We start from the raw sequence: 19,111 nt of genomic DNA on the forward strand, positions 1-19,111 counted from the left end.
TCTTCATTTATCTCTTTTTTTTTAATAAATCTCGAAGAACAGCAACTTCTAATTCAAGCTCTTTGCATTTTTCCTGCGTTTTCTTATACTCTTTTCTATAATCTATAATTATTTGGTCATCTTTAGGTTGCTTAGCATTTTTAGCCTTTAAAGTTTGCTTATATCTTCTATAATTACATTTCCAGTTAGATATCAATCCACTGTGTATATTGTACTTTGCTGCCACTAAAGAGTTACTTCCACATGCTAAAACTTCTTCTACAATTTTTACTCGTTCCTCTTCAGTATATTTTCTAATAAAATTTTCACTCATAATGCACCCCCCCATCTATTAACTCTAGTATAATTCCATTCGAATTATGAGTCTACTATTCTAAAGGGGCCTATGAGTAAATAATTCTCCATTGTCAATTCTCAATTGTATAGGTGTCATACTACATCTATAGGTATTATTTCTTAATTTTATATATTTAATAGATGTTAATTTAAAAGTTATATAATATCAAATATTTTTAATATTTGATATTATAACAAACCTTGTTAAATAAATACTATTATTGATTATTATTCAATAAAAAACTATAATTAAGTTGTAGTAGTTATTATTACAAGTTAATTATAAATAAAAGGGGCGTGGAAGGAATGAATTTAACTCATTTAGAAAAAATGGATAGAGAATTACTTGAAATGATAAACCAGGAACAACAAAGACAAGAAGAACATATTGAACTTATTGCTTCAGAAAATTTTGTATCTAGATCAGTAATGGAAGCTGCTGGTTCAGTATTGACAAACAAATATGCAGAAGGATATCCCAATAAGAGATATTATGGTGGATGCTTTGTAGTGGACAAGGTTGAAGACTTAGCAAGAGACAGAATGAAAAAACTATTTGGTGCTGATCATGCTAACGTTCAACCACATTCAGGTTCACAAGCTAATATGGCAGTTTATTTAACTGTATTAAAACCAGGGGATACAGTTCTAGGAATGAATTTAAGCCATGGAGGACATTTGACTCATGGAAGTCCAGTAAACTTTTCAGGCTTATTATATAACTTTATTTCTTATGGAGTTAATAGTGAAACTGAAACTATTGATTATGAAGAGTTAAGAAAATTAGCATTAGAATCTAAACCTAAGCTAATAGTAGCTGGTGCTAGTGCTTATTCTAGAATAATAGATTTTAAGAAAATTAGAGAAATTGCTGATGAAGTAGGAGCTTACTTTATGGTAGATATGGCACATATTGCTGGTCTTGTAGCAACAGGTTTACATCCATCACCAGTACCATATGCAGACTTTGTAACTACTACTACTCATAAAACATTAAGAGGTCCTAGAGGTGGAGCGGTTTTATGTAAAGAAGAATTTGCTAAAGCATTAGATAAATCTGTATTCCCAGGAATGCAAGGGGGACCACTAATGCACATAATAGCAGCTAAAGCAGCATGTTTCAAAGAAGCAATGGAAGAAGATTTTAAAGATTATATGGAGCAGGTAGTTAAGAATGCTAAAGTGCTTAGTGATGAATTAACTAAGTATGGATTTAGAATAGTTTCTGGTGGCACTGATAACCATGTTATGCTTGTAGATTTAACTAACAAAGAATTAACTGGTAAGGATGCTGAGAAACTTCTTGATTCCATTGGAATTACAGTAAATAAAAACACTATTCCATTTGAAACTAAAAGTCCATTTATAACTAGTGGAATAAGAATAGGTACTCCAGCAGTTACAACTAGAGGTTTCAAAGAAGAAGAAATGAGAGAAATTGCAAGACTTATAAATGAGGCTATAGACAATAGAGAAGGAGATTTAAGTTCAGTAAAAGCAAAAGTACATGAACTTTGTAAAAAATGCCCATTATATTAGTAAAGTAAGGTTATATTAATATGAATAAAAGTGAGTATATTTTAGAGTGTTTAATAGAAAATCTCAACGAAGGAATTCATATTGTAGATAACAAAGGAAAAACTATATATTATAACAATCCTATGGCGAAGATTGAGGGTTTTAAAAAAGAAGATGTCCTTGGGAAAAAAGTTTATGAATATCTAAAAGGTATGGAAGATATTTCAACTCTTATGAATGCCTTAAAAGAAAAAAAGCAATATAGAGATATTATACAACATTATTCTAGCAAAGAAGGAAAAAATATTACTTCTATAAATACTACTATTCCTGTGATTCAAAATGATAATGTTATAGGAGCAATAGAAATTGCTAGAGATATGACTCAAATTAGAAAACTAAATGAAAAGGTATGTAAGCTTGAAAATAATAGTAATAAATATGAAGAACATCATGTATTTAAAAATATTATTGGAGATAGTGTAAAGATAAGAAATGAAGTGAATAAAGCAGTTAGAGCTAGTCTTTCTAATTCTTCAGTACTTATATATGGTGAAACAGGAACGGGAAAAGAGGTTTTTGCTCAAAGCATACATTATGGTGGAATAAGAAAGGACAAACCTTTTATTCCAATAAATTGTGCAGCAATACCAAGTGCACTGTTGGAAGGAATGTTATTTGGTACAGTAAAAGGAAGTTTTACTGGTGCAGAAAATAAAAAAGGACTGTTTGAAGAGGCACATCAAGGTACAGTGCTTTTAGATGAGATCAACTCTATGGAGCCATATTTACAATCTAAACTTTTAAGAGTACTTCAAGATGGCTATATTAGACCTTTAGGAAGTAATAAAATTATTGACATTGATGTTAGGATAATAGCTACTTTAAATGAAGAACCTGAAAAGTTAATAAGTGAAGGAAAGCTAAGAAAAGATTTTTATTATAGACTTAGTGTACTAAGAATCGATATACCTCCACTAAGAGAAAGAAAAGAGGATGTTGAGTCATTAGCCTATTACTTTTTAAGTTACTATAATAAAATTCTATCTAAGAATGTAAAATCTATAGATAAGGAAGTTATAGAGAAATTTTTAGAGTACAATTGGCCTGGAAACATTCGAGAGTTAAAAAATGTTATTGAGTCTGCTATAAATATGATAGATGACAGCGAAATACTTACCAAAGAGTTTTTTGAAAACAAGATAGTTCAATATGGTGATGCTTATGATAATACATCTTACGATGGAGATATACCTCTTTCAGATTATTTAGATTCTATAGAAAGGGAAATTATTGAAAAATGTCTTAAAAAGCATTCCTATAATGTAACTAAAACTTCTAAAGAATTAAAAGTTTCTCGTCAAAGCTTGCAATATAAATTAAAAAAGTATAATTTATTAGATAAATAGTAAAGCTGAGTGCAAATATATTTGCACTCAGCTTGTTTTTTTATTAACGATACCATTAAGGCAATGTTTGCAAGAAATAACTTGTAAAAATATTTTGCATTTAATGCAAAATATTTTCAGAAAATTGAAATTATTATTGAAAAATAGATCAATTTTTAGTGTTTTACTAGTAAAATACGTTTTTTTTACTAAATAAGTTGGCACAGTAATTGCTATAGTTTAAATATAAGGATCTAGCATGAAAATTTAAAATATACTGTTAAAAATAAATTTTCTAAAAATAGTTTAACTCTTTGAAAATTAAGGATTAATAATTAACAATACAAATTTAGGATGAAATTCACCTCTAGTGAATTTCTAAAAACAAAATTTATTTTAAAAAACTCCAACGACTTTGATGGTGGAGCTTTAACCATAATTTTTCATCTTTTATTCTTAATTTTTAATTTAAGGTAAAAAATTTTGTTATGGAAATTAAAATCATGCATGAGTTAAATTTTCATTAAGGAACCTTATAACGTAAGGCATCTTCAAAAAATAACTAGTCAATATGCTAGTTTATTTTGCATCATACTATGTAATTAAAGCTTGCTCATAACTGAATTATGAGAAGAACTTGCCTCCTTATTTGATACAGAATATCACTATATCTTTGACTGGTTATTTTATTTTAGATCCTAATATTTAAATTTTAGTTATATAATTAAAAATTTTATTAATTATAGGAGGGGATTTATATATGGAAAATGTTAAGGTAATATTTTGGGGATTAGGTGCTATGGGAAGTGGAATGGCTAAGATGGCATTAGGAAAGAAAGGAATAGAAGTAGTAGGTGCAATAGATAAAGACCCAAATAAAATTGGGAAGGATTTAGGAGAATATTTAGGATTAGAGAAAAAATCTGTATCTATATCTGAAAATGAATTGGAAGTTATAAATAATGTTAAAGCAGACATAGTTATATTAGCTATAGATTCTTTTGTGAAATCCGTATTTCCAGCAATAAAAACTATTGTAAATAGTGGAAAAAATTGCATAACAATTGCAGAAGAAATGGCATATCCATACGTAATTGAGCCTGAGCTATCTTCAGAAATGGATAATTTAGCTAAAGAAAATAATGTAACAATTTTGGGAACAGGAGTAAATCCAGGTTTTGTTTTAGATTCATTAATAATAATGCTATCTGCTGGATGTAGAAGTGTAAAATCAATAAAAGCTGCAAGAATTAATGATTTATCTCCATTTGGTGCTACAGTTATGAGAACTCAAGGTGTAGGTACAACTTTAGAACAGTTTGAAACTGGACTTGAAAATGGCTCTATAGTTGGTCACATAGGCTTTGCTCAATCCATTCCAATGGTGGCTAAGGCATTAGGACTTGAGTATGATGAAATTGTTGAGACCAGAGAGCCCATTATATCTAATACACATAGGGAAACATCATGCGTAGTGGTTGAACCAGGTATGGTTGCAGGATGTAACCATATAGCTACAGCTTATAAAGATGGAAAAGCTGTTATTACATTGGAACATCCTCAACAAATTCATCCTGAATGTGAAGCTATTGATACAGGGGATTATATTGATGTATATGGAGATGCTGATTTACATCTTTCAATTAAACCAGAAACTCCAGGTGGAATAGGAACAATGGCAATGGCCATAAATATGATTCCACAGGTTATAGCAGCTTCTTCAGGACTTAAAACGATGATAGATTTACCACTTCCACATGCTATAGAAAATAGCTTTAGTGATCAAGTTAATTATTATAGACAATAGATTTAAATAATTGAATGCTGAAAATATATAAATGAAATTAATTGAATTTTCTAATTATTTATTATTGTAAATAATTATTCATAAGTAAAATTTTTTTAAAGGTAGTGATTTTATGATTAAGAAAGGTACCTACGTTGAGATTATTAGTGAAGTTTTATCTATAGAAGATAGATCTAAATCCATACCAGAGGATACTAAAAGTACTCCTCTTAAGATGTGGGTAAGGGGACATGTTTTAGAAGATTGTGAGCTAGGTGAGGAAGTTAAAATAGAAACTGTTATAGGGAGAATCGTTAGTGGAGTAGTAGTAGAAGTAGAACCTTATTATAATCATGATTTTGGAAGACATGTAGAAGAAATTTCTTATATAGGAAAACAAGCAAAGAAAATATTATTTGAGCAGTAGAGTGTAAATAATGTATAGAAAAGTTTTTTATTAAAGTAGGTGATAATTGTGAATAAATATGAAGCTTTAATGGCTAGAAAAAATGAAATAATGATTGAATCTGTAGGAATAGATTTCTTAAAGTATGAGACTGGAGTTATTTCTTTTGATTATGAAGGAATGATGAGAGATATTGGATATTCTCTAAGTGATATTATGAAAATCCAAAGAGAAGTAGGGGTTGGTAATACTCCTTTACTAGAACTAAAAAATATCACTAATCTAGCAAGGAAAGTTTCTAAAAGTGGGAAAGCAGCAAGAATTTTTGTGAAAGATGAGAGTTGTAATCCATCTGGCAGTTTTAAAGACAGAAGAGCAAGTGTATCTGTCTATGATGCGAAAAAAAGAGGATATAAGGGGGTAGCATCAGCTACTTCAGGAAATTATGGTGCTGCAGTAGCTTCTCAAGCTGCAATTCATGGATTAAAGGCAATTATAGTACAGGAGTGCTACGATTCAAAAAAAATAGGACAGCCTGAAATAATAGAAAAAGGAAGAAAATGTGACTGTTTAGGAGCTGAAGTTATGCAGCTTACTGTTGGTCCTGAACTATTTTACACTTTCCTAAGCATGCTTGAAGAAACAGGATACTATAATGCTTCTTTATATTCTTCTTATGGTATTGCAGGCATTGAAACTTTAGGATATGAAATAGCAACAGAGTGTAGAGAAAGGTTTGGAAAAGATCCTGACATGGTAGTAGCAACTCATGCTGGAGGAGGAAATGTTACAGGTACAGCTAGAGGACTTATAAAAGCTGGAGCATTATATACAAAAATAATAGGTGCATCAGCAGATCTGGAAGGTCTTCATATGGCAAGTGATAATGATTTTAATAAAAAATCTTTCACTACAGGTCATACAGGCTTTGGAATACCTTTTATGGTGTGGCCTGATAGAAGTGATGTGCCAAGAAGTGCTGCAAGACCACTTAGATATTTAGATAGATATGTAACTATATCACAGGGACAAATTTTCTATATGACGGAACTTTTAGCACAGCTTGAGGGATTAGAGAGAGGACCAGCAGGGAATACATCTTTAGCAGCAGCCTTTGTATTAGCTCAAGATATGGAGGATGATGCAATAATTGTAGTACAGGAAACAGAATATACAGGTGCAGGGAAACATATATTGCCTCAACTTACTTTTGCTAAGGATAATGGTATAGAAATTTTAATAGGAGATCCAAGTGAAGAAATTGCAGGGAAAAATCTGATTTTACCACAGCATCCTAAGGATTTAAAAATAAAAGAAAAAGATTTAAATAATTATAGAAAATCTTTGATAAAGAATACTTTGAAAAAATTAGAAAAAAATATGCTAGATATAGTGGATGTAGAATTTTTATGTAGTGAAACTAAATTATCCAAAATTCAAATGTTAGACATTTTATCTCACGAGGGAATATATATAAAATAAAAGTCTAGGGGGGAACTTTTGTGAAAAGAGAAGATGATTTTCAATTAAGAAGGCAACACTTAAAGAATCTAAGTGATGAAGAATTATATGAAAGATTTTGGTCATTAACAGAAGAGATAGTTAATCCATTAGTAGATCTTGCTCATAACCATACTTCTCCATCAATAGAGCGTTCTGTATTACTTAGAATGGGATTTTCAAGTATAGAAGCTTCTAAAATAGTTATAGAAGGTACTAAGGTAAATCTACTTTCTAAAGGTATGGGAAATGTAGTTCTAAAATATAGTGAACTTAAAGGTATTGATTATTTAAATGCAGGACGCATACTGGGGGAAGGAAAAGGATGGAATGAAGTAGTTGAACTTTTTAGGGGGGATAAGTAGTGCTACAAGAGAATAAAAAAATAAATGTTGAAGAAATTCTTAAAGATTTAGATAAATATAAGCCTAAAAGAAGAGGATGGCATTGGAGAGAAAAATATGATAGAAATGTTGGGGAATTTAAATATAAAGAAATCTCTGCTCCCCTTAAAAAAAGTAGAGCTTTACCATCAGCAAGAAGCTTTGAAAATATAGACCCTCAACCAATACCAGTTATAACTTCAGAAATTGCCTCTGGTAGATTTGAAGACGATATAAGAAGAATGAGAATGGCTGCTTGGCACGGTGCTGATCATATAATGGTTATAAGAACAGCTGGACAAAGTCATTACGATGGATTAATTGAAGGATCACCAGAAGGTATAGGCGGAGTTCCAATTACAAGAAAAGAAGTTAGAGCTACAAGAAAAGCGTTAGATTTAATTGAGGAAGAAGTAGGAAGAGAAATAAACTTTCACTCTTATGTATCTGGTGTAGCAGGGCCAGATATTGCGGTTATGTTTGCAGAGGAAGGAGTAAATGGAGCACACCAAGACCCTCAATATAATGTGTTATATAGAAATATAAATATGGTTCGTTCCTTTGTAGATGCAGCAGTAGCTAAAAAGCTTATGGCATGGGGAGATATTGTTCAAATAGATGGAGCACATAATGCTAATGCAACTGCTATGAAGGGATATAATGTAATGCCAGAGCTTATGGTTCAGCATGCTATTAACTCTAAGTATTCTGAAAGGGTAGGAATGAAGAGTGAAAATATTGCACTTTCAACAGTTCCTCCTACAGCACCGCCAGCACCTTGTTTAACATATGACCTTCCATATGCTGTAGCCCTTAGAGATTTATTTAGAAACTATAAAATGAGAGCTCAAATGAATACTAAATACATGGATTCATGTACAAGAGAAGCTACTGTTACTCATAGTTTAAATCTACTAATTTCTAAGCTTACATCAGTAGATATTCAAAGTACAATAACTCCTGATGAAGGAAGAAATGTACCTTGGCATTATAATAATATTCATGCTGTCAATACTGCAAAACAAGCACTAATTGGTATGGATGGTTTAATGGATATGGTCGAGCTTAAAAAAGATGGGTACTTGCCAGCGAAGGTTAGAAAACTTAAAGAAAGAGCAATACTATTCTTAGAGGAAATAATTGAGAATGGTGGCTATTTTGAAGCTGTTCAGAAAGGATTCTTCGTTGATTCAGGAGAGTATCCAGCTAGAAATAGCGATGGTATAGCAAGAAAGATTGATGGAGGTATTGGTGTAGACACAGTAGTTAAAAGAGATGAAGATTACTTTGCACCGGTTTGTGCTCATTTTGGATATAATAATGTTCCAGAAAAATATAATAAACCTTGTGATGTTATAAAAGAATGTACTCTTTGTAATCATGATAAAATTCAATATATAGATGAATTAGATGAAGAAGACAATGTTTTTAAGAGAATGGAAAAAGTTAAAGAAGATGGAACTATAACCCCTGAAGTTGAGTGGAGTAAAGATGGATATGTATCAGTAACCTTATTCTTACCTGAAAGTGAGAGAATAGCTGAAGCTGCTGCACTGGAAATAGGGAAAAATATGAATTTAACTGATGTTGAGGTTATTCATAAACAAGTAATGCAAGAAGCAGAAGGTACATTAGTTGAAATAAAAGGAAGAGTATCCTTTAAAATTGATAAGAGTAAGCTCAAAGTTCCAGAGAAAAAGCAACTTTTAAGTGATGGAGTGATGAAGGAATACGTTCAAAATAATCCAGTTAAAATAGTAGCTGCTACTGTTGGAGAAGATGAACACTCTGTAGGGCTAAGAGAAATTATAGATATTAAACATGGAGGTATGGAAAGATACGGTATAGAATGTATTTACCTTGGAACCTCTTGTCCAGTAGAAAAATTGATAGATGCGGCTATAGAAACTAAAGCTCAAGCTATAGTTGCAAGCACAATAATAACTCATAATGATGTACACATTAAAAACATGAGAAAAATAAATGACCTTTGTATAGAAAAAGGTGTAAGAGATAAGTTTATATTAGTATCTGGAGGAACTCAGGTTAGTGATGAAATTGCAAAAGCAAATGGTATGGATGCAGGCTTTGGTAGAGGAACCCATGGTAATGATGTAGCTTCATTTATAATTGAAACTCTAATGAAAAAAGAAGAATAATATTAAAAAGGCATACATAAAACCATGTATGCCTTTAATTAAATAAAATCTTATAATTTTAATTTAAAAGTACATAAATTATTTCAGTAGATAACTGACGAACACTGTTCGCCGCTACAAAATCTATTGAAAGAAATTAATTTCAACTATAATTATGAATTTTGCATTGTAAATTGTGAATTGAAATATTAGGAGGGATTATTATGAAAGTTGATTATTTAGTAGCAGAAATAGGAAGTACTACAACATTAGTTACTGCTTTTAATTTTAAGAATGGGGTAGAAATAATAGGACAAGGTAAATACTTTACTACAGTATTAGATGGAGATGTAACAATAGGCTTAAAAAAAGCATTAGAAGAAATAGAAGGAAAAGTTGGGGAAAATGTCGAATATAAAAAGATGCTGGCAACTAGCAGTGCTGCAGGAGGGCTCAAGATTACTGTTCATGGACTTGTAGAGGATATGACAGTAAAGGCAGCAAGAGAGGCAGCTTTAGGTGCTGGTGGAATTATAAAAATGGTAACAGCAGGAAAGCTTAGAAAAAGCGATATTAAAAAAATTAAAGAAATTAAACCCAATCTTATTATGATTGCAGGAGGAACCGACTATGGAGAAAGAGAGACGGCACTTTATAATTCGGAATTACTGAGTAATGAACAGCTAAATATACCTATTGTTTACTGCGGAAATATAGCAAATGTTGAGGAGATTAAGGATATATTTGAAAATCAAGAACTCTATATAATTGATAACGTTTATCCTAGAGTGGATGAACTTAATGTAGAACCAGCTAGAGCTATGATTCAAAAGGCCTTTGAAAAAAATATTGTTAAAGCACCAGGAATGGAAAAAATAAAAGAAATGGTAGATGGCCCTATAATGCCAACACCAGGTGCTGTAATGGAGGCTACAAAGCTAATTTATGATATTATGGGAGATGTAGTAGTTTTTGATGTAGGTGGAGCAACTACAGATGTGCATTCTGTAACAGAAGGTTCAGCTGAGATTTTAGATATACTGGTAACTCCAGAACCTAAAGCTAAGAGAACTGTAGAAGGAGACTTGGGTGTATATATAAACAGTGACAATGTTATTGAACTTTTAGATGAAAGGGAAAGAAATGGTTTATCTTTAGAGGAAATAAAATCCCATATAAAACCTATACCAACAGAAGATGAAGATAAAAAATGGAGTGGAATTTTAACTAAAAAAGCAGTAGATACCGCCATTAAAAGACATGTTGGCCATATCAAAAGAGTATATGGCGCAGGAAAAAACTTTTTAGCCTATGGTAAGGACTTGTCTATGATTAAATATATTGTAGGAACAGGTGGAGCACTTACAAGACTTCCAAATGGAGAAGATTTTTTAAGTGAAGTTAGAGCTTTAAATGAAGATTTAACTATGTACCCTAAGGTTGGAGCTAAGATACTTTTAGATAATATGTATATAATGGCTTGTGCAGGCGTTTTATCTATAGAAGATAAAGAGGCAGCTAGTTTATTATTAAAGGAGAGTTTAGGCATATGAAAAAAAATTATCCATGTATAGAAGTAAATTTACCAAAAATAAAGCACAATGTTCAGACTATTATGAATATCTGTGGCGAACATAATATTGAAGTTGTTGGCATTACAAAAGGATATTGTGCAAAAGAACCAATAACAAGAGCTCTTGTAGAAGCAGGACTTAAGAATGTTGGTGATGCGAGACTTTTAAATCTAAAAAATTCGGAACATTTAGAATGTATCAAATATACTGTGAGAATTCCTATGGGAAGTGAAGCTTTAGATGTTGTCAAGTATTCTGATATAAGTTTAAACTCTGAGCTTGAAGTTATTAAAAAGCTTTCAGAAGCAGCTGAAAGTGTAAATAAAAATCATAAAATAATACTTATGATAGATTTAGGTGACTTAAGAGAAGGGATATTTGAAGAAGATCTTTTAGATACAGTAAAGGAAATAATAAAATTACCTAATATAGAGTTAGTTGGATTAGGTACTAATTTAACTTGCTATGGTGGAGTATTAGCTGATGAAAATAATTTAGGAAACCTTATTAAAATGAAAGAAATGTTAGAAGAGACATTAAATATAAATCTTCCAATAGTTTCAGGCGGAAACTCTAGCAGTCTTTATATGATTATGGATGGTACAATTCCAAAAGGAGTTACTCAGCTTAGAATTGGAGAAGGTATACTTTTAGGTACAGAATCTTCTTTTGCAAAAAGAATACCTAATACTTACAGTGATGTTTTTACATTAAAAGCAGAAATTGTTGAGGTGAAAAGCAAACCTTCTATACCTATAGGTACGATAGGATTAAATGCTTTTGGGGAAGTGCCAGAGTTTGAAGATCTTGGAATTAGGAAAAGAGCTATAGTTGCAGTAGGTAGACAAGACATTAAAATGGATGCTATGGGGCCTAGAGATGAAAAAATGAAAATTTTAGGGGCGAGTAGTGATCATTTAATTTTAGATATAACAGAGTGTGAATATGACTATAGAGTTGGAGATATTGTAGAGTTTGATGTAAAATATGGATGTTTATTGCAAGCAATGACTTCAGCTTATGTAAGTAAATACTATATTGAATAAAAGTTAATATGAAATAAATGGTGGGAATTATGTGAGTAATATTGAAATAATAAATCAAGTTTTAACCTTATTTTTTATGATGCTTATGGGATATTATGGAGCTAAAAAAGGATTTATAAATAAAACGGTAGAGAAAGGGATGTCCGAATTATTACTTAACATTACCTTACCCTTTCTTATAGTTACTTCTTTTAATATTGATTATAGTGAAGAACTTCTAGGGAATGCATTAAAAATTTTAATTTATTCTATTGTAATACATGGAAGTCTTTTATTAGTTACAAAACTTTTATATATAAAAAATAAAAGTGAAAAACAAGGTATTTTGAAATTTGTAACTACTTTTTCTAATGTAGGATTTATGGGATATCCAATTTTAAATAGTGTTTTAGGTCCAATTGCAGTGTTTTATGCTGCTATGTTTAATATGGGGTTTAACTTATTTCTATGGACTATAGGAGTAAGACTTTTAGATAATAATGAAAAGGGAAGTTTCAAGAAAGCTATAACTAATCCATCAATGATAGCAGTTTTAATTGGGGTTATTCTTTTTATTACACCATTGGATTTACCATTACCAATTAAGGATGGAGTTAAACATTTAGGTAATACGACTACCCCTATTTCTATGATTATAATAGGTTCTATGTTATCTAAAGTTGAGATAAAAGATTTATTTTCTGATTTATCTTTATATTATGGAAGTTTTAATATTTTAATATTAGTTCCATTTATAGTTTTATTTGTAATGAAAACCTTTAGAATAGATAATAGTTTAATGGAAATTTGTGTTATAATAGAGGCAATGCCTGGTGCAACTTTAGCACCAATCATTATTAATGGATACGGAAAAGATGCTAGTTATGCTTCTAAAGCAGTTTTTATAAGCACACTAATTTCTATGATAACTATACCAGTAATCATTATAGCAGTAATATAAAGGAGTGATAGTATGAAAGCAAATTTTACTAACCATTTAGAAGAAGCTATGGAAAATCTATATACTAAAGGAGCATTCTTGACAGTAAAGTCCAAGGCTAAAACAAATACTATGACAATAAGTTGGGGAGATATAGGATATCAGTGGAAAAGACCTATATTTACTGTACTTGTTAGAAAGTCAAGATATACTTATGAATTTATAGAAAACAGTGATAATTTTACGGTAAGTGTCCCTCTTGATGATTCTAAAAAGAGTGAATTAGCCTTTTGTGGAAGTAAATCTGGAAGAGATTACGATAAATTTAAAGAGTGTGGTTTAACCATAGAAAAATCAAATATAGTAGAAACTCCAATAATAGGTGGAGAAAATATTATGCACTATGAATGTAAGATAGTTTATAAACAAGAATTAGATATAAATCTTTTAGATGAAGAAATAAAAAATACCATATATGGTGATAATGATATTCATGTATTATATTATGGAGAAATAGTAGATTGCTACAAAAAATAACTAAAAGCAGTGATTCAATGTCACTGCTTTTTAATTAGTGTGCCCAGCATGGGAGCTTACTTGTCGGTGAAAGTCCGATACGGCGGGTGATAGTGCCAATCGTTAGCTTAAGACAAGGGTGTCCATCGTGAGGTGGAATCTGAAGGAAGTCGGCGGCAAAACTCTGGTTTGACGAACAGAAACTACATATAAGGCATATGCTTGTGGGTGAGTTTGCAAATCAAAACAAAGCCCTAAACTATCCAAAACAGGCGGTGTAAATGTAGCAGATATATGGAGGAAAAGTAAGTGTTCTTACCTGGGGAGGTCTGATAGATAAGTTATGGATATGAATTTAGAAATAACAACCCATACAGTGATGTATGTTTGAACTATCAGAAGTCAGCAGAGGCCATAGTACCACGTTGAACGCGTTAGCGTGGGAAGGACTGAACAATAGGAGGTTTCGGAATTTTGAAAGATACGAGGAAATATGATAAAAGCAGACAACTTCATAAAGAAGACTATCTATATGAAAATAGAGTGGAACTCAAAGCTAATATAGAAGTGCCTAGTATTTCTTCCATGTCTAAAGAATGAAGGAACGATGTCAATGAATACGGTAGTGATTTACTAGAACGAATATTATCTAAGGATAATATGAACAATGCTTATAAAAGAGTAAAAGCCAACAAAGAAAGTCATGATATTGATGGTATGACAGTAGATGAACTTCTACAATACCTAAAAGAACATGGACAGAAATTAAGGTAATCATTACTGGAAGGTAGATATAAACCTCAACCCGTCAAGAGAGTAGAAATACCTAAGCCTGACGGCGGAAAGAGACTATTAGGAATACCTACTGTAATAGATAGAGTTGTTTAACAAGCTATTGCTCAAATTCTAATGCCTATATACGAAGGCAAATTTTTAAATAACAGTTATGGCTTTAGATCATTAAGAAGTGCGAAGCAAGCTGTTGAAAGATGCAGACAATATATTAATGCAGGATATACTTGGGCAGTAGATATAGACCTTGCAAAATATTTTGACACAATAAACCACGATAAGCTAATAAGACTGTTATCTAACGATATAAAAGATGGCAGAGTAATTTCTCTAATACGAAAATATCTGCAAAGTGGTGTAATGATAAATGGTGTGATTATGGGAACAGAAGAAGGAGCATATAGAATATGCAGGAGGAAAACTAACTGTAAATAGACTTGTAGTTAATCAGCCTTCATCAACTACTGCAGGAGGAAGTCTATATAATGGCTTTGCACCAACTACAACTTTAGGATGTGGATCTTGGGGAAATAACAGTATATCAGAAAACTTGGATTATAAACATTTAATAAATGTATCAAGAATAGGTTGCTATAATGTAGATGCTAAGATACCTACAGATGAAGAAATATGGGCACAATAATATATTAAGAGGGTGATTTTATGATGTTATTAGAAATTAAGCCAAAGATTATTAGATTTGATAGTTGTAAAAACTTTATTGAAGATTTTTTTATTGGAGATAAGGATTTAATATTTACAAACAAATTTTTATACAAAACTTTCCTTAAAGGGTTAGCTTTAAAATGTTCTTATATTTTTCAAGAGGATTATAATTTAAAAGAGCCTTCTGATGATATAATAGATGAAATAATGGCAGAAATTGATCCTAAAAATTTTAAAAGAGTTATAGCTATAGGAGGAGGCTCCATTATAGATATATCAAAATTATTAGCTATTAAAGAAGTTGAAAAAGTTAGTGAACTATTTGAAAAGAAGATACCAGCAATTAAGAACAAGGAGCTTATAATTATACCTACCACTTGTGGCACAGGTAGTGAGGTTACCAATATATCCATTGCTGAAATAAAAGCTAAGAAAACTAAAATGGGATTAGCAGTGCCAGAGCTATATGCGGATTATGCAGTTCTTATACCAGAGTTAGTTAAAGGATTACCTTATGAATTCTTTGTCTATAGCTCCATAGATGCCCTTATCCATGCTATGGAATCTTTAGTTTCACCAAAGGCTAATCCATATACAGAGATGTATAGCACAGAAGCAATAAAAATGATAATAAAAGGCTACAAAGAAATAATCGAAAAAGGAAAAGAATATAGGACAGAGATTATAGAAGAGTTTTTAATAGCTAGTAACTATGCAGGAATTTCCTTTGGTAATGCAGGTGTAGGAGCTGTTCATGCACTTTCATATCCTCTTGGAGCAAAGTATCATGTTCCTCATGGAGAAGCAAACTATGAGTTCTTTATTGAAGTGTTTAAATATTATAATAAAAGAAATCCAGAGGAAAAATAAAAAATGTAAATACTCTACTTGCAAATTTATTAAAAGTTAAAGAGGGAGAAGATGTATACAATTCACTAGAAATGCTTTTAAATAATTTGATTAGTAGGAAAGATTTAAGAGATTACGGTATGGAAGAAAATGAAATAGAAGAGTTTACTGAAAATGTAATCAATACTCAGCAAAGACTTCTAGCAAATAATTATGTAGAGCTTAGTAAGGAAGAAATTTATGAGCTATACAGAGCACTATATTAATTAAAGTTCATTCCCATTAAATAATATGTAAAACTATGCTTTAAAATAGAGTTTATCATTTTAATTGATAAATATAAAAAATTTGATAAAGCTTAATATTAAGGTATGAAATAAAGAAATATTTCTTTATTTCATACCTTTTTAAAATATATTATTTGATAGGAAACTAAAGTAATATTATATACGAATGTAAGCTTTGCATATAATTTACACATTCAAAAGGTAAGGATTATTTGTAAGGTATTTATTTCAATCATTCAATAGAAAGCTATTCTTATTTATGAATAGCTTTAATTACTTTGAAAACTCATATGTTTTATTTTACAATCAGTACTTAAAAGATTAAAAAAATTATAGTTCATATTTTAATATATATGGTAAAAATTGTAACTAAGATTATATATTTTCATATTATATAAGATAAGCAAGTTTATAAAGAGGAATAGTAATTATGATGCATTCTAATTTTTATGATACTGAGTCATATTATAATCAAGATAGAGATAGTCAAGGGAACATAAGGGTAGTTGGCATTGGAAGTATACAAGCAGAACCAGATATTGCCATTGTTAATTTAGGGGTTATAACAGAAGATAAAAACTTAGAAACAGCTCAAAGAGAAAATATAATGATAAGTAATAGGGTTATAAATCAACTTGAGGAAATGGGAATTTCAAGAAGAGATATAAAAACTTCAATTTATAATATTGAGCCTCAATATGATTATATTGAAGGTAAACAAGTGTTTAGAAATTATAAGGTAACTAATATTTTTACTGTGACTATAAGGGATATAAGAAGAGTAGGGGAAATAATTGATGCTTCAGTTAGCATTGGAGCAAACAATGTGGGAAACATAAGCTTTACAATTTCTGATCCTAGATATTATTATAATAGAGCTTTACAATTAGCTGTTATAGATGCAGTAGAAAAAGCTATAACCATTGGAGATACCTTAAAAGTGTCAGTAAATACAATTCCTAATAGTATAAAAGAACAGGCTCCTATACAAGAGTTTGAAAGTAGAGCTATGATGAAAACTTATACAGCTAGTACTCCAGTAATGCCTGGTGAAATTGAGATAACTGCGAGAGTGGAAGGAAGTTTTCAGTATTGATAGAAGTTCTATTAAAAAAATATATATCTGCAAAATCAAGCTTTATTTAACAATTAATATGACTATTTGCATAGCAAATAGTCATATTAATTTACATTTTTATAAAGAAACTTTTCTAAAATTAACTTATATAGGGTTTTTGTTTTTCATTCTTAACTGTTGATTTATATAAGTTGTCCTTTATCAATGGTCAGTTAGTTAAAAATTTTTATGCTGTTATTTTACAGGTTTTGAACTTCATAAATTTATAATTCTTTAGTATTTTTATAGTTTTTTAGTACTATATATAAATATTACAAATATATATTGCAACAAATAGTAATTATTTTACAGTTTCAAAGAATTTATTATAATCTTAGAATCATTGTTCAAGATTAAGATATTCTTTATATGTGTTTAAAATAATTTTATAAGTTTATTTTATATTATAGAGAAAACTCTATTAAATATAATATGTTACTTATTAGATAAATTTTAAGATTAATTATTTAAGAAGAAGTTGCTAAGGCTGAAAGGTTCGAAGTAATAATTGAAATCTTCTCTGTAATGCTACCTCCACCAGATAATATACTGCTATTAAATTTAACTATATCTACAGTATAAACGAAGCAAGCAGAGCAAGTATTACATTCGCAATAAGTGAAATTAAAGGAATTAGTAATATCTGTTGCTGCTGATAGAAATCCAATAGAGTAAGTCCAGCTTCCTAGGGCAACTTTTGTTCCATCATTGCAAAATTTATTTAGCTCAAAGATTAATGTGAATGGAGTAATTGCTGTACCACCAGATATAAGTGTTTGATAATTAATAGTGCTATTAAAATCAATTTTTATAACTGGTTTACGTAAGCAAGTTGTGTCAATAGTAATGCTAGCTATGGTTATAGGAGTAGAAGTATTAGGGAAAATAGATAGTCCATTTCCAGTGCTGCAAGATAAAAGTATTGGGCTAGGTAGTGGATGTATTAAATCTATATTTTTATCAGTAGCACATTTACAGGGATTAGATTTACAATACTCACATTTAAGAGATTTAGATTTTGAATTCATAAATATTCCTCCCTATTTTATAAGTTTTATATTTGTGAAAAAAATACAAATAGCTACTACATTATATGCACAATCTAGCGATTTTGTTACTAAATAAAAGAAAATAGAATAAAAAAATAGGAGCCCTATTAATAGAGGACTCCCATAAATTTAGAATATTACATCTTATCTGTAAGTTAGACATAAAAATTAATTAGCACGAAGAAGTTGCTAATGCAGAAAGTTTTGAGGTCACAATTGAAGCAGTTTCTGTGGTAAGAGTAACATCAAGCAATGAACTTGTATTAGCTTGAATTATATCTACAGTATAAACACAACATGCTGGGCAAGCATGACATTCACAGAAAGTGAAAGCAAAAGTTTCAGTAATATTTACTGCAACTGATAATAGAGCTATTGTGAAAGTCCAACTTCCCAGTGGTATTTTAGTTCCGTTATTACAGGTTTTACTCAATTGGAAAGTTACTGTGTAAGGACTAGTTAATATAGGTCCTTCTCCTAAAGTAAGAACTGCTTGATAGTTAATTATGCTAGTAAAATCAATTTTTACAGTTGGACTGCATAAGCAAGTAGTATCAATTGTAACATTGGCTACTGGTATAGTATTAAATGGAGTACCAGGAGTAACTGCTGGAATAGCTAAGCCAGTTCCAGTACCACAGGATAAGATTGCTAAATTAGGTATAGGATGGCCTGGAATGCAATGACAAGTGTTACAGCAGTCCTGCTGTTTACAACAATTAAATTTTGAACTCATAAATATTCCTCCTCAATATTTTTACTGAATTTTTACTTTTGTAAATTATTTTAAAATATGTATTATATTATATGAATTATTAGACTACTGTGTTACTTTACACGT

Annotated in this window: 17 protein-coding genes and 2 pseudogenes; 16 read left to right on the forward strand and 3 right to left on the reverse strand. The window is 30.4% G+C overall.

The window, feature by feature from the left end:
* Positions 1–7: 7 nt before the first annotated feature.
* Positions 8–313, reverse strand: a complete 306-nt coding sequence (locus ACWPW7_RS10450; protein WP_454053468.1) for a transposase — start codon at positions 311–313, stop codon at positions 8–10.
* A 329-nt stretch (positions 314–642) separates the two neighbouring features.
* Between ACWPW7_RS10450 and glyA the strand changes: the two genes are divergently transcribed.
* The 16 genes and pseudogenes from glyA to ACWPW7_RS10530 all read left to right on the forward strand — a co-directional run bounded on the left by glyA (position 643) and on the right by ACWPW7_RS10530 (position 17,200).
* A complete protein-coding gene (glyA, locus tag ACWPW7_RS10455) occupies positions 643–1,875 on the forward strand; it encodes a serine hydroxymethyltransferase (RefSeq protein ID WP_454053469.1) in 1,233 nt (410 codons plus the stop codon).
* A 20-nt stretch (positions 1,876–1,895) separates the two neighbouring features.
* Positions 1,896–3,263: a sigma-54 interaction domain-containing protein gene (locus ACWPW7_RS10460; RefSeq protein WP_291568136.1), complete on the forward strand. Its 1,368-nt coding sequence runs from the start codon at positions 1,896–1,898 to the stop codon at positions 3,261–3,263.
* Positions 3,264–4,002: 739 nt separating this feature from the next.
* Complete coding sequence (ord, locus tag ACWPW7_RS10465; protein ID WP_454053470.1) at positions 4,003–5,049, forward strand: 2,4-diaminopentanoate dehydrogenase; 1,047 nt, start codon at positions 4,003–4,005, stop codon at positions 5,047–5,049.
* Positions 5,050–5,161: 112 nt separating this feature from the next.
* A complete protein-coding gene (ortA, locus tag ACWPW7_RS10470) occupies positions 5,162–5,455 on the forward strand; it encodes a 2-amino-4-oxopentanoate thiolase subunit OrtA (protein ID WP_454053471.1) in 294 nt (97 codons plus the stop codon).
* Between the two features lie 48 nt (positions 5,456–5,503).
* On the forward strand, positions 5,504–6,916 hold the full coding sequence (ortB, locus tag ACWPW7_RS10475; RefSeq protein ID WP_291568142.1) for a 2-amino-4-oxopentanoate thiolase subunit OrtB: 1,413 nt from the start codon (positions 5,504–5,506) through the stop codon (positions 6,914–6,916).
* 20 nt (positions 6,917–6,936) lie between these two features.
* Positions 6,937–7,299, forward strand: a complete 363-nt coding sequence (locus tag ACWPW7_RS10480; protein WP_291568145.1) for an ornithine aminomutase subunit alpha — start codon at positions 6,937–6,939, stop codon at positions 7,297–7,299.
* Positions 7,299–9,476, forward strand: coding sequence for a D-ornithine 4,5-aminomutase subunit OraE (gene oraE / locus ACWPW7_RS10485; RefSeq protein WP_454053472.1), 2,178 nt, complete (start codon positions 7,299–7,301; stop codon positions 9,474–9,476). Before ACWPW7_RS10480 ends, oraE begins: the two co-directional genes overlap by 1 nt.
* A gap of 203 nt (positions 9,477–9,679) precedes the next feature.
* A complete protein-coding gene (locus tag ACWPW7_RS10490; protein ID WP_454053473.1) occupies positions 9,680–11,008 on the forward strand; it encodes a GlmL-related ornithine degradation protein in 1,329 nt (442 codons plus the stop codon).
* Positions 11,005–12,075, forward strand: coding sequence for an ornithine racemase Orr (gene orr / locus ACWPW7_RS10495; RefSeq protein WP_454053474.1), 1,071 nt, complete (start codon positions 11,005–11,007; stop codon positions 12,073–12,075). The genes ACWPW7_RS10490 and orr overlap by 4 nt, the downstream gene beginning before the upstream one ends.
* A gap of 31 nt (positions 12,076–12,106) precedes the next feature.
* Complete coding sequence (locus ACWPW7_RS10500) at positions 12,107–13,015, forward strand: AEC family transporter (RefSeq protein WP_454053475.1); 909 nt, start codon at positions 12,107–12,109, stop codon at positions 13,013–13,015.
* 12 nt (positions 13,016–13,027) lie between these two features.
* Positions 13,028–13,531: a flavin reductase family protein gene (locus ACWPW7_RS10505; RefSeq protein ID WP_454053476.1), complete on the forward strand. Its 504-nt coding sequence runs from the start codon at positions 13,028–13,030 to the stop codon at positions 13,529–13,531.
* Positions 13,532–13,984: 453 nt separating this feature from the next.
* A complete protein-coding gene (locus ACWPW7_RS10510; protein ID WP_454053477.1) occupies positions 13,985–14,110 on the forward strand; it encodes a hypothetical protein in 126 nt (41 codons plus the stop codon).
* A gap of 303 nt (positions 14,111–14,413) precedes the next feature.
* A complete protein-coding gene (locus ACWPW7_RS10515) occupies positions 14,414–14,737 on the forward strand; it encodes a reverse transcriptase domain-containing protein (RefSeq protein ID WP_454055494.1) in 324 nt (107 codons plus the stop codon).
* Positions 14,697–14,945, forward strand: a pseudogene (locus ACWPW7_RS10520) (aldehyde dehydrogenase family protein); the annotation flags it as partial. The gene ACWPW7_RS10515 and the pseudogene ACWPW7_RS10520, both read left to right, overlap by 41 nt.
* Positions 14,946–14,965: 20 nt before the next feature.
* Positions 14,966–16,083 (forward strand): annotated as a pseudogene (locus tag ACWPW7_RS10525) (4-hydroxybutyrate dehydrogenase).
* 451 nt (positions 16,084–16,534) lie between these two features.
* Positions 16,535–17,200, forward strand: a complete 666-nt coding sequence (locus ACWPW7_RS10530) for an SIMPL domain-containing protein (RefSeq protein ID WP_454053478.1) — start codon at positions 16,535–16,537, stop codon at positions 17,198–17,200.
* A 488-nt stretch (positions 17,201–17,688) separates the two neighbouring features.
* Here the strand turns inward: ACWPW7_RS10530 and ACWPW7_RS10535 are convergent, their stop codons facing one another.
* Positions 17,689–18,249, reverse strand: coding sequence for a DUF4489 domain-containing protein (locus tag ACWPW7_RS10535; protein ID WP_454053479.1), 561 nt, complete (start codon positions 18,247–18,249; stop codon positions 17,689–17,691).
* A 193-nt stretch (positions 18,250–18,442) separates the two neighbouring features.
* Positions 18,443–19,006, reverse strand: a complete 564-nt coding sequence (locus ACWPW7_RS10540; RefSeq protein ID WP_454053480.1) for a DUF4489 domain-containing protein — start codon at positions 19,004–19,006, stop codon at positions 18,443–18,445.
* Positions 19,007–19,111 lie beyond the last annotated feature (105 nt).

This window comes from Clostridium sp. Marseille-Q7071, from assembly GCF_965112025.1.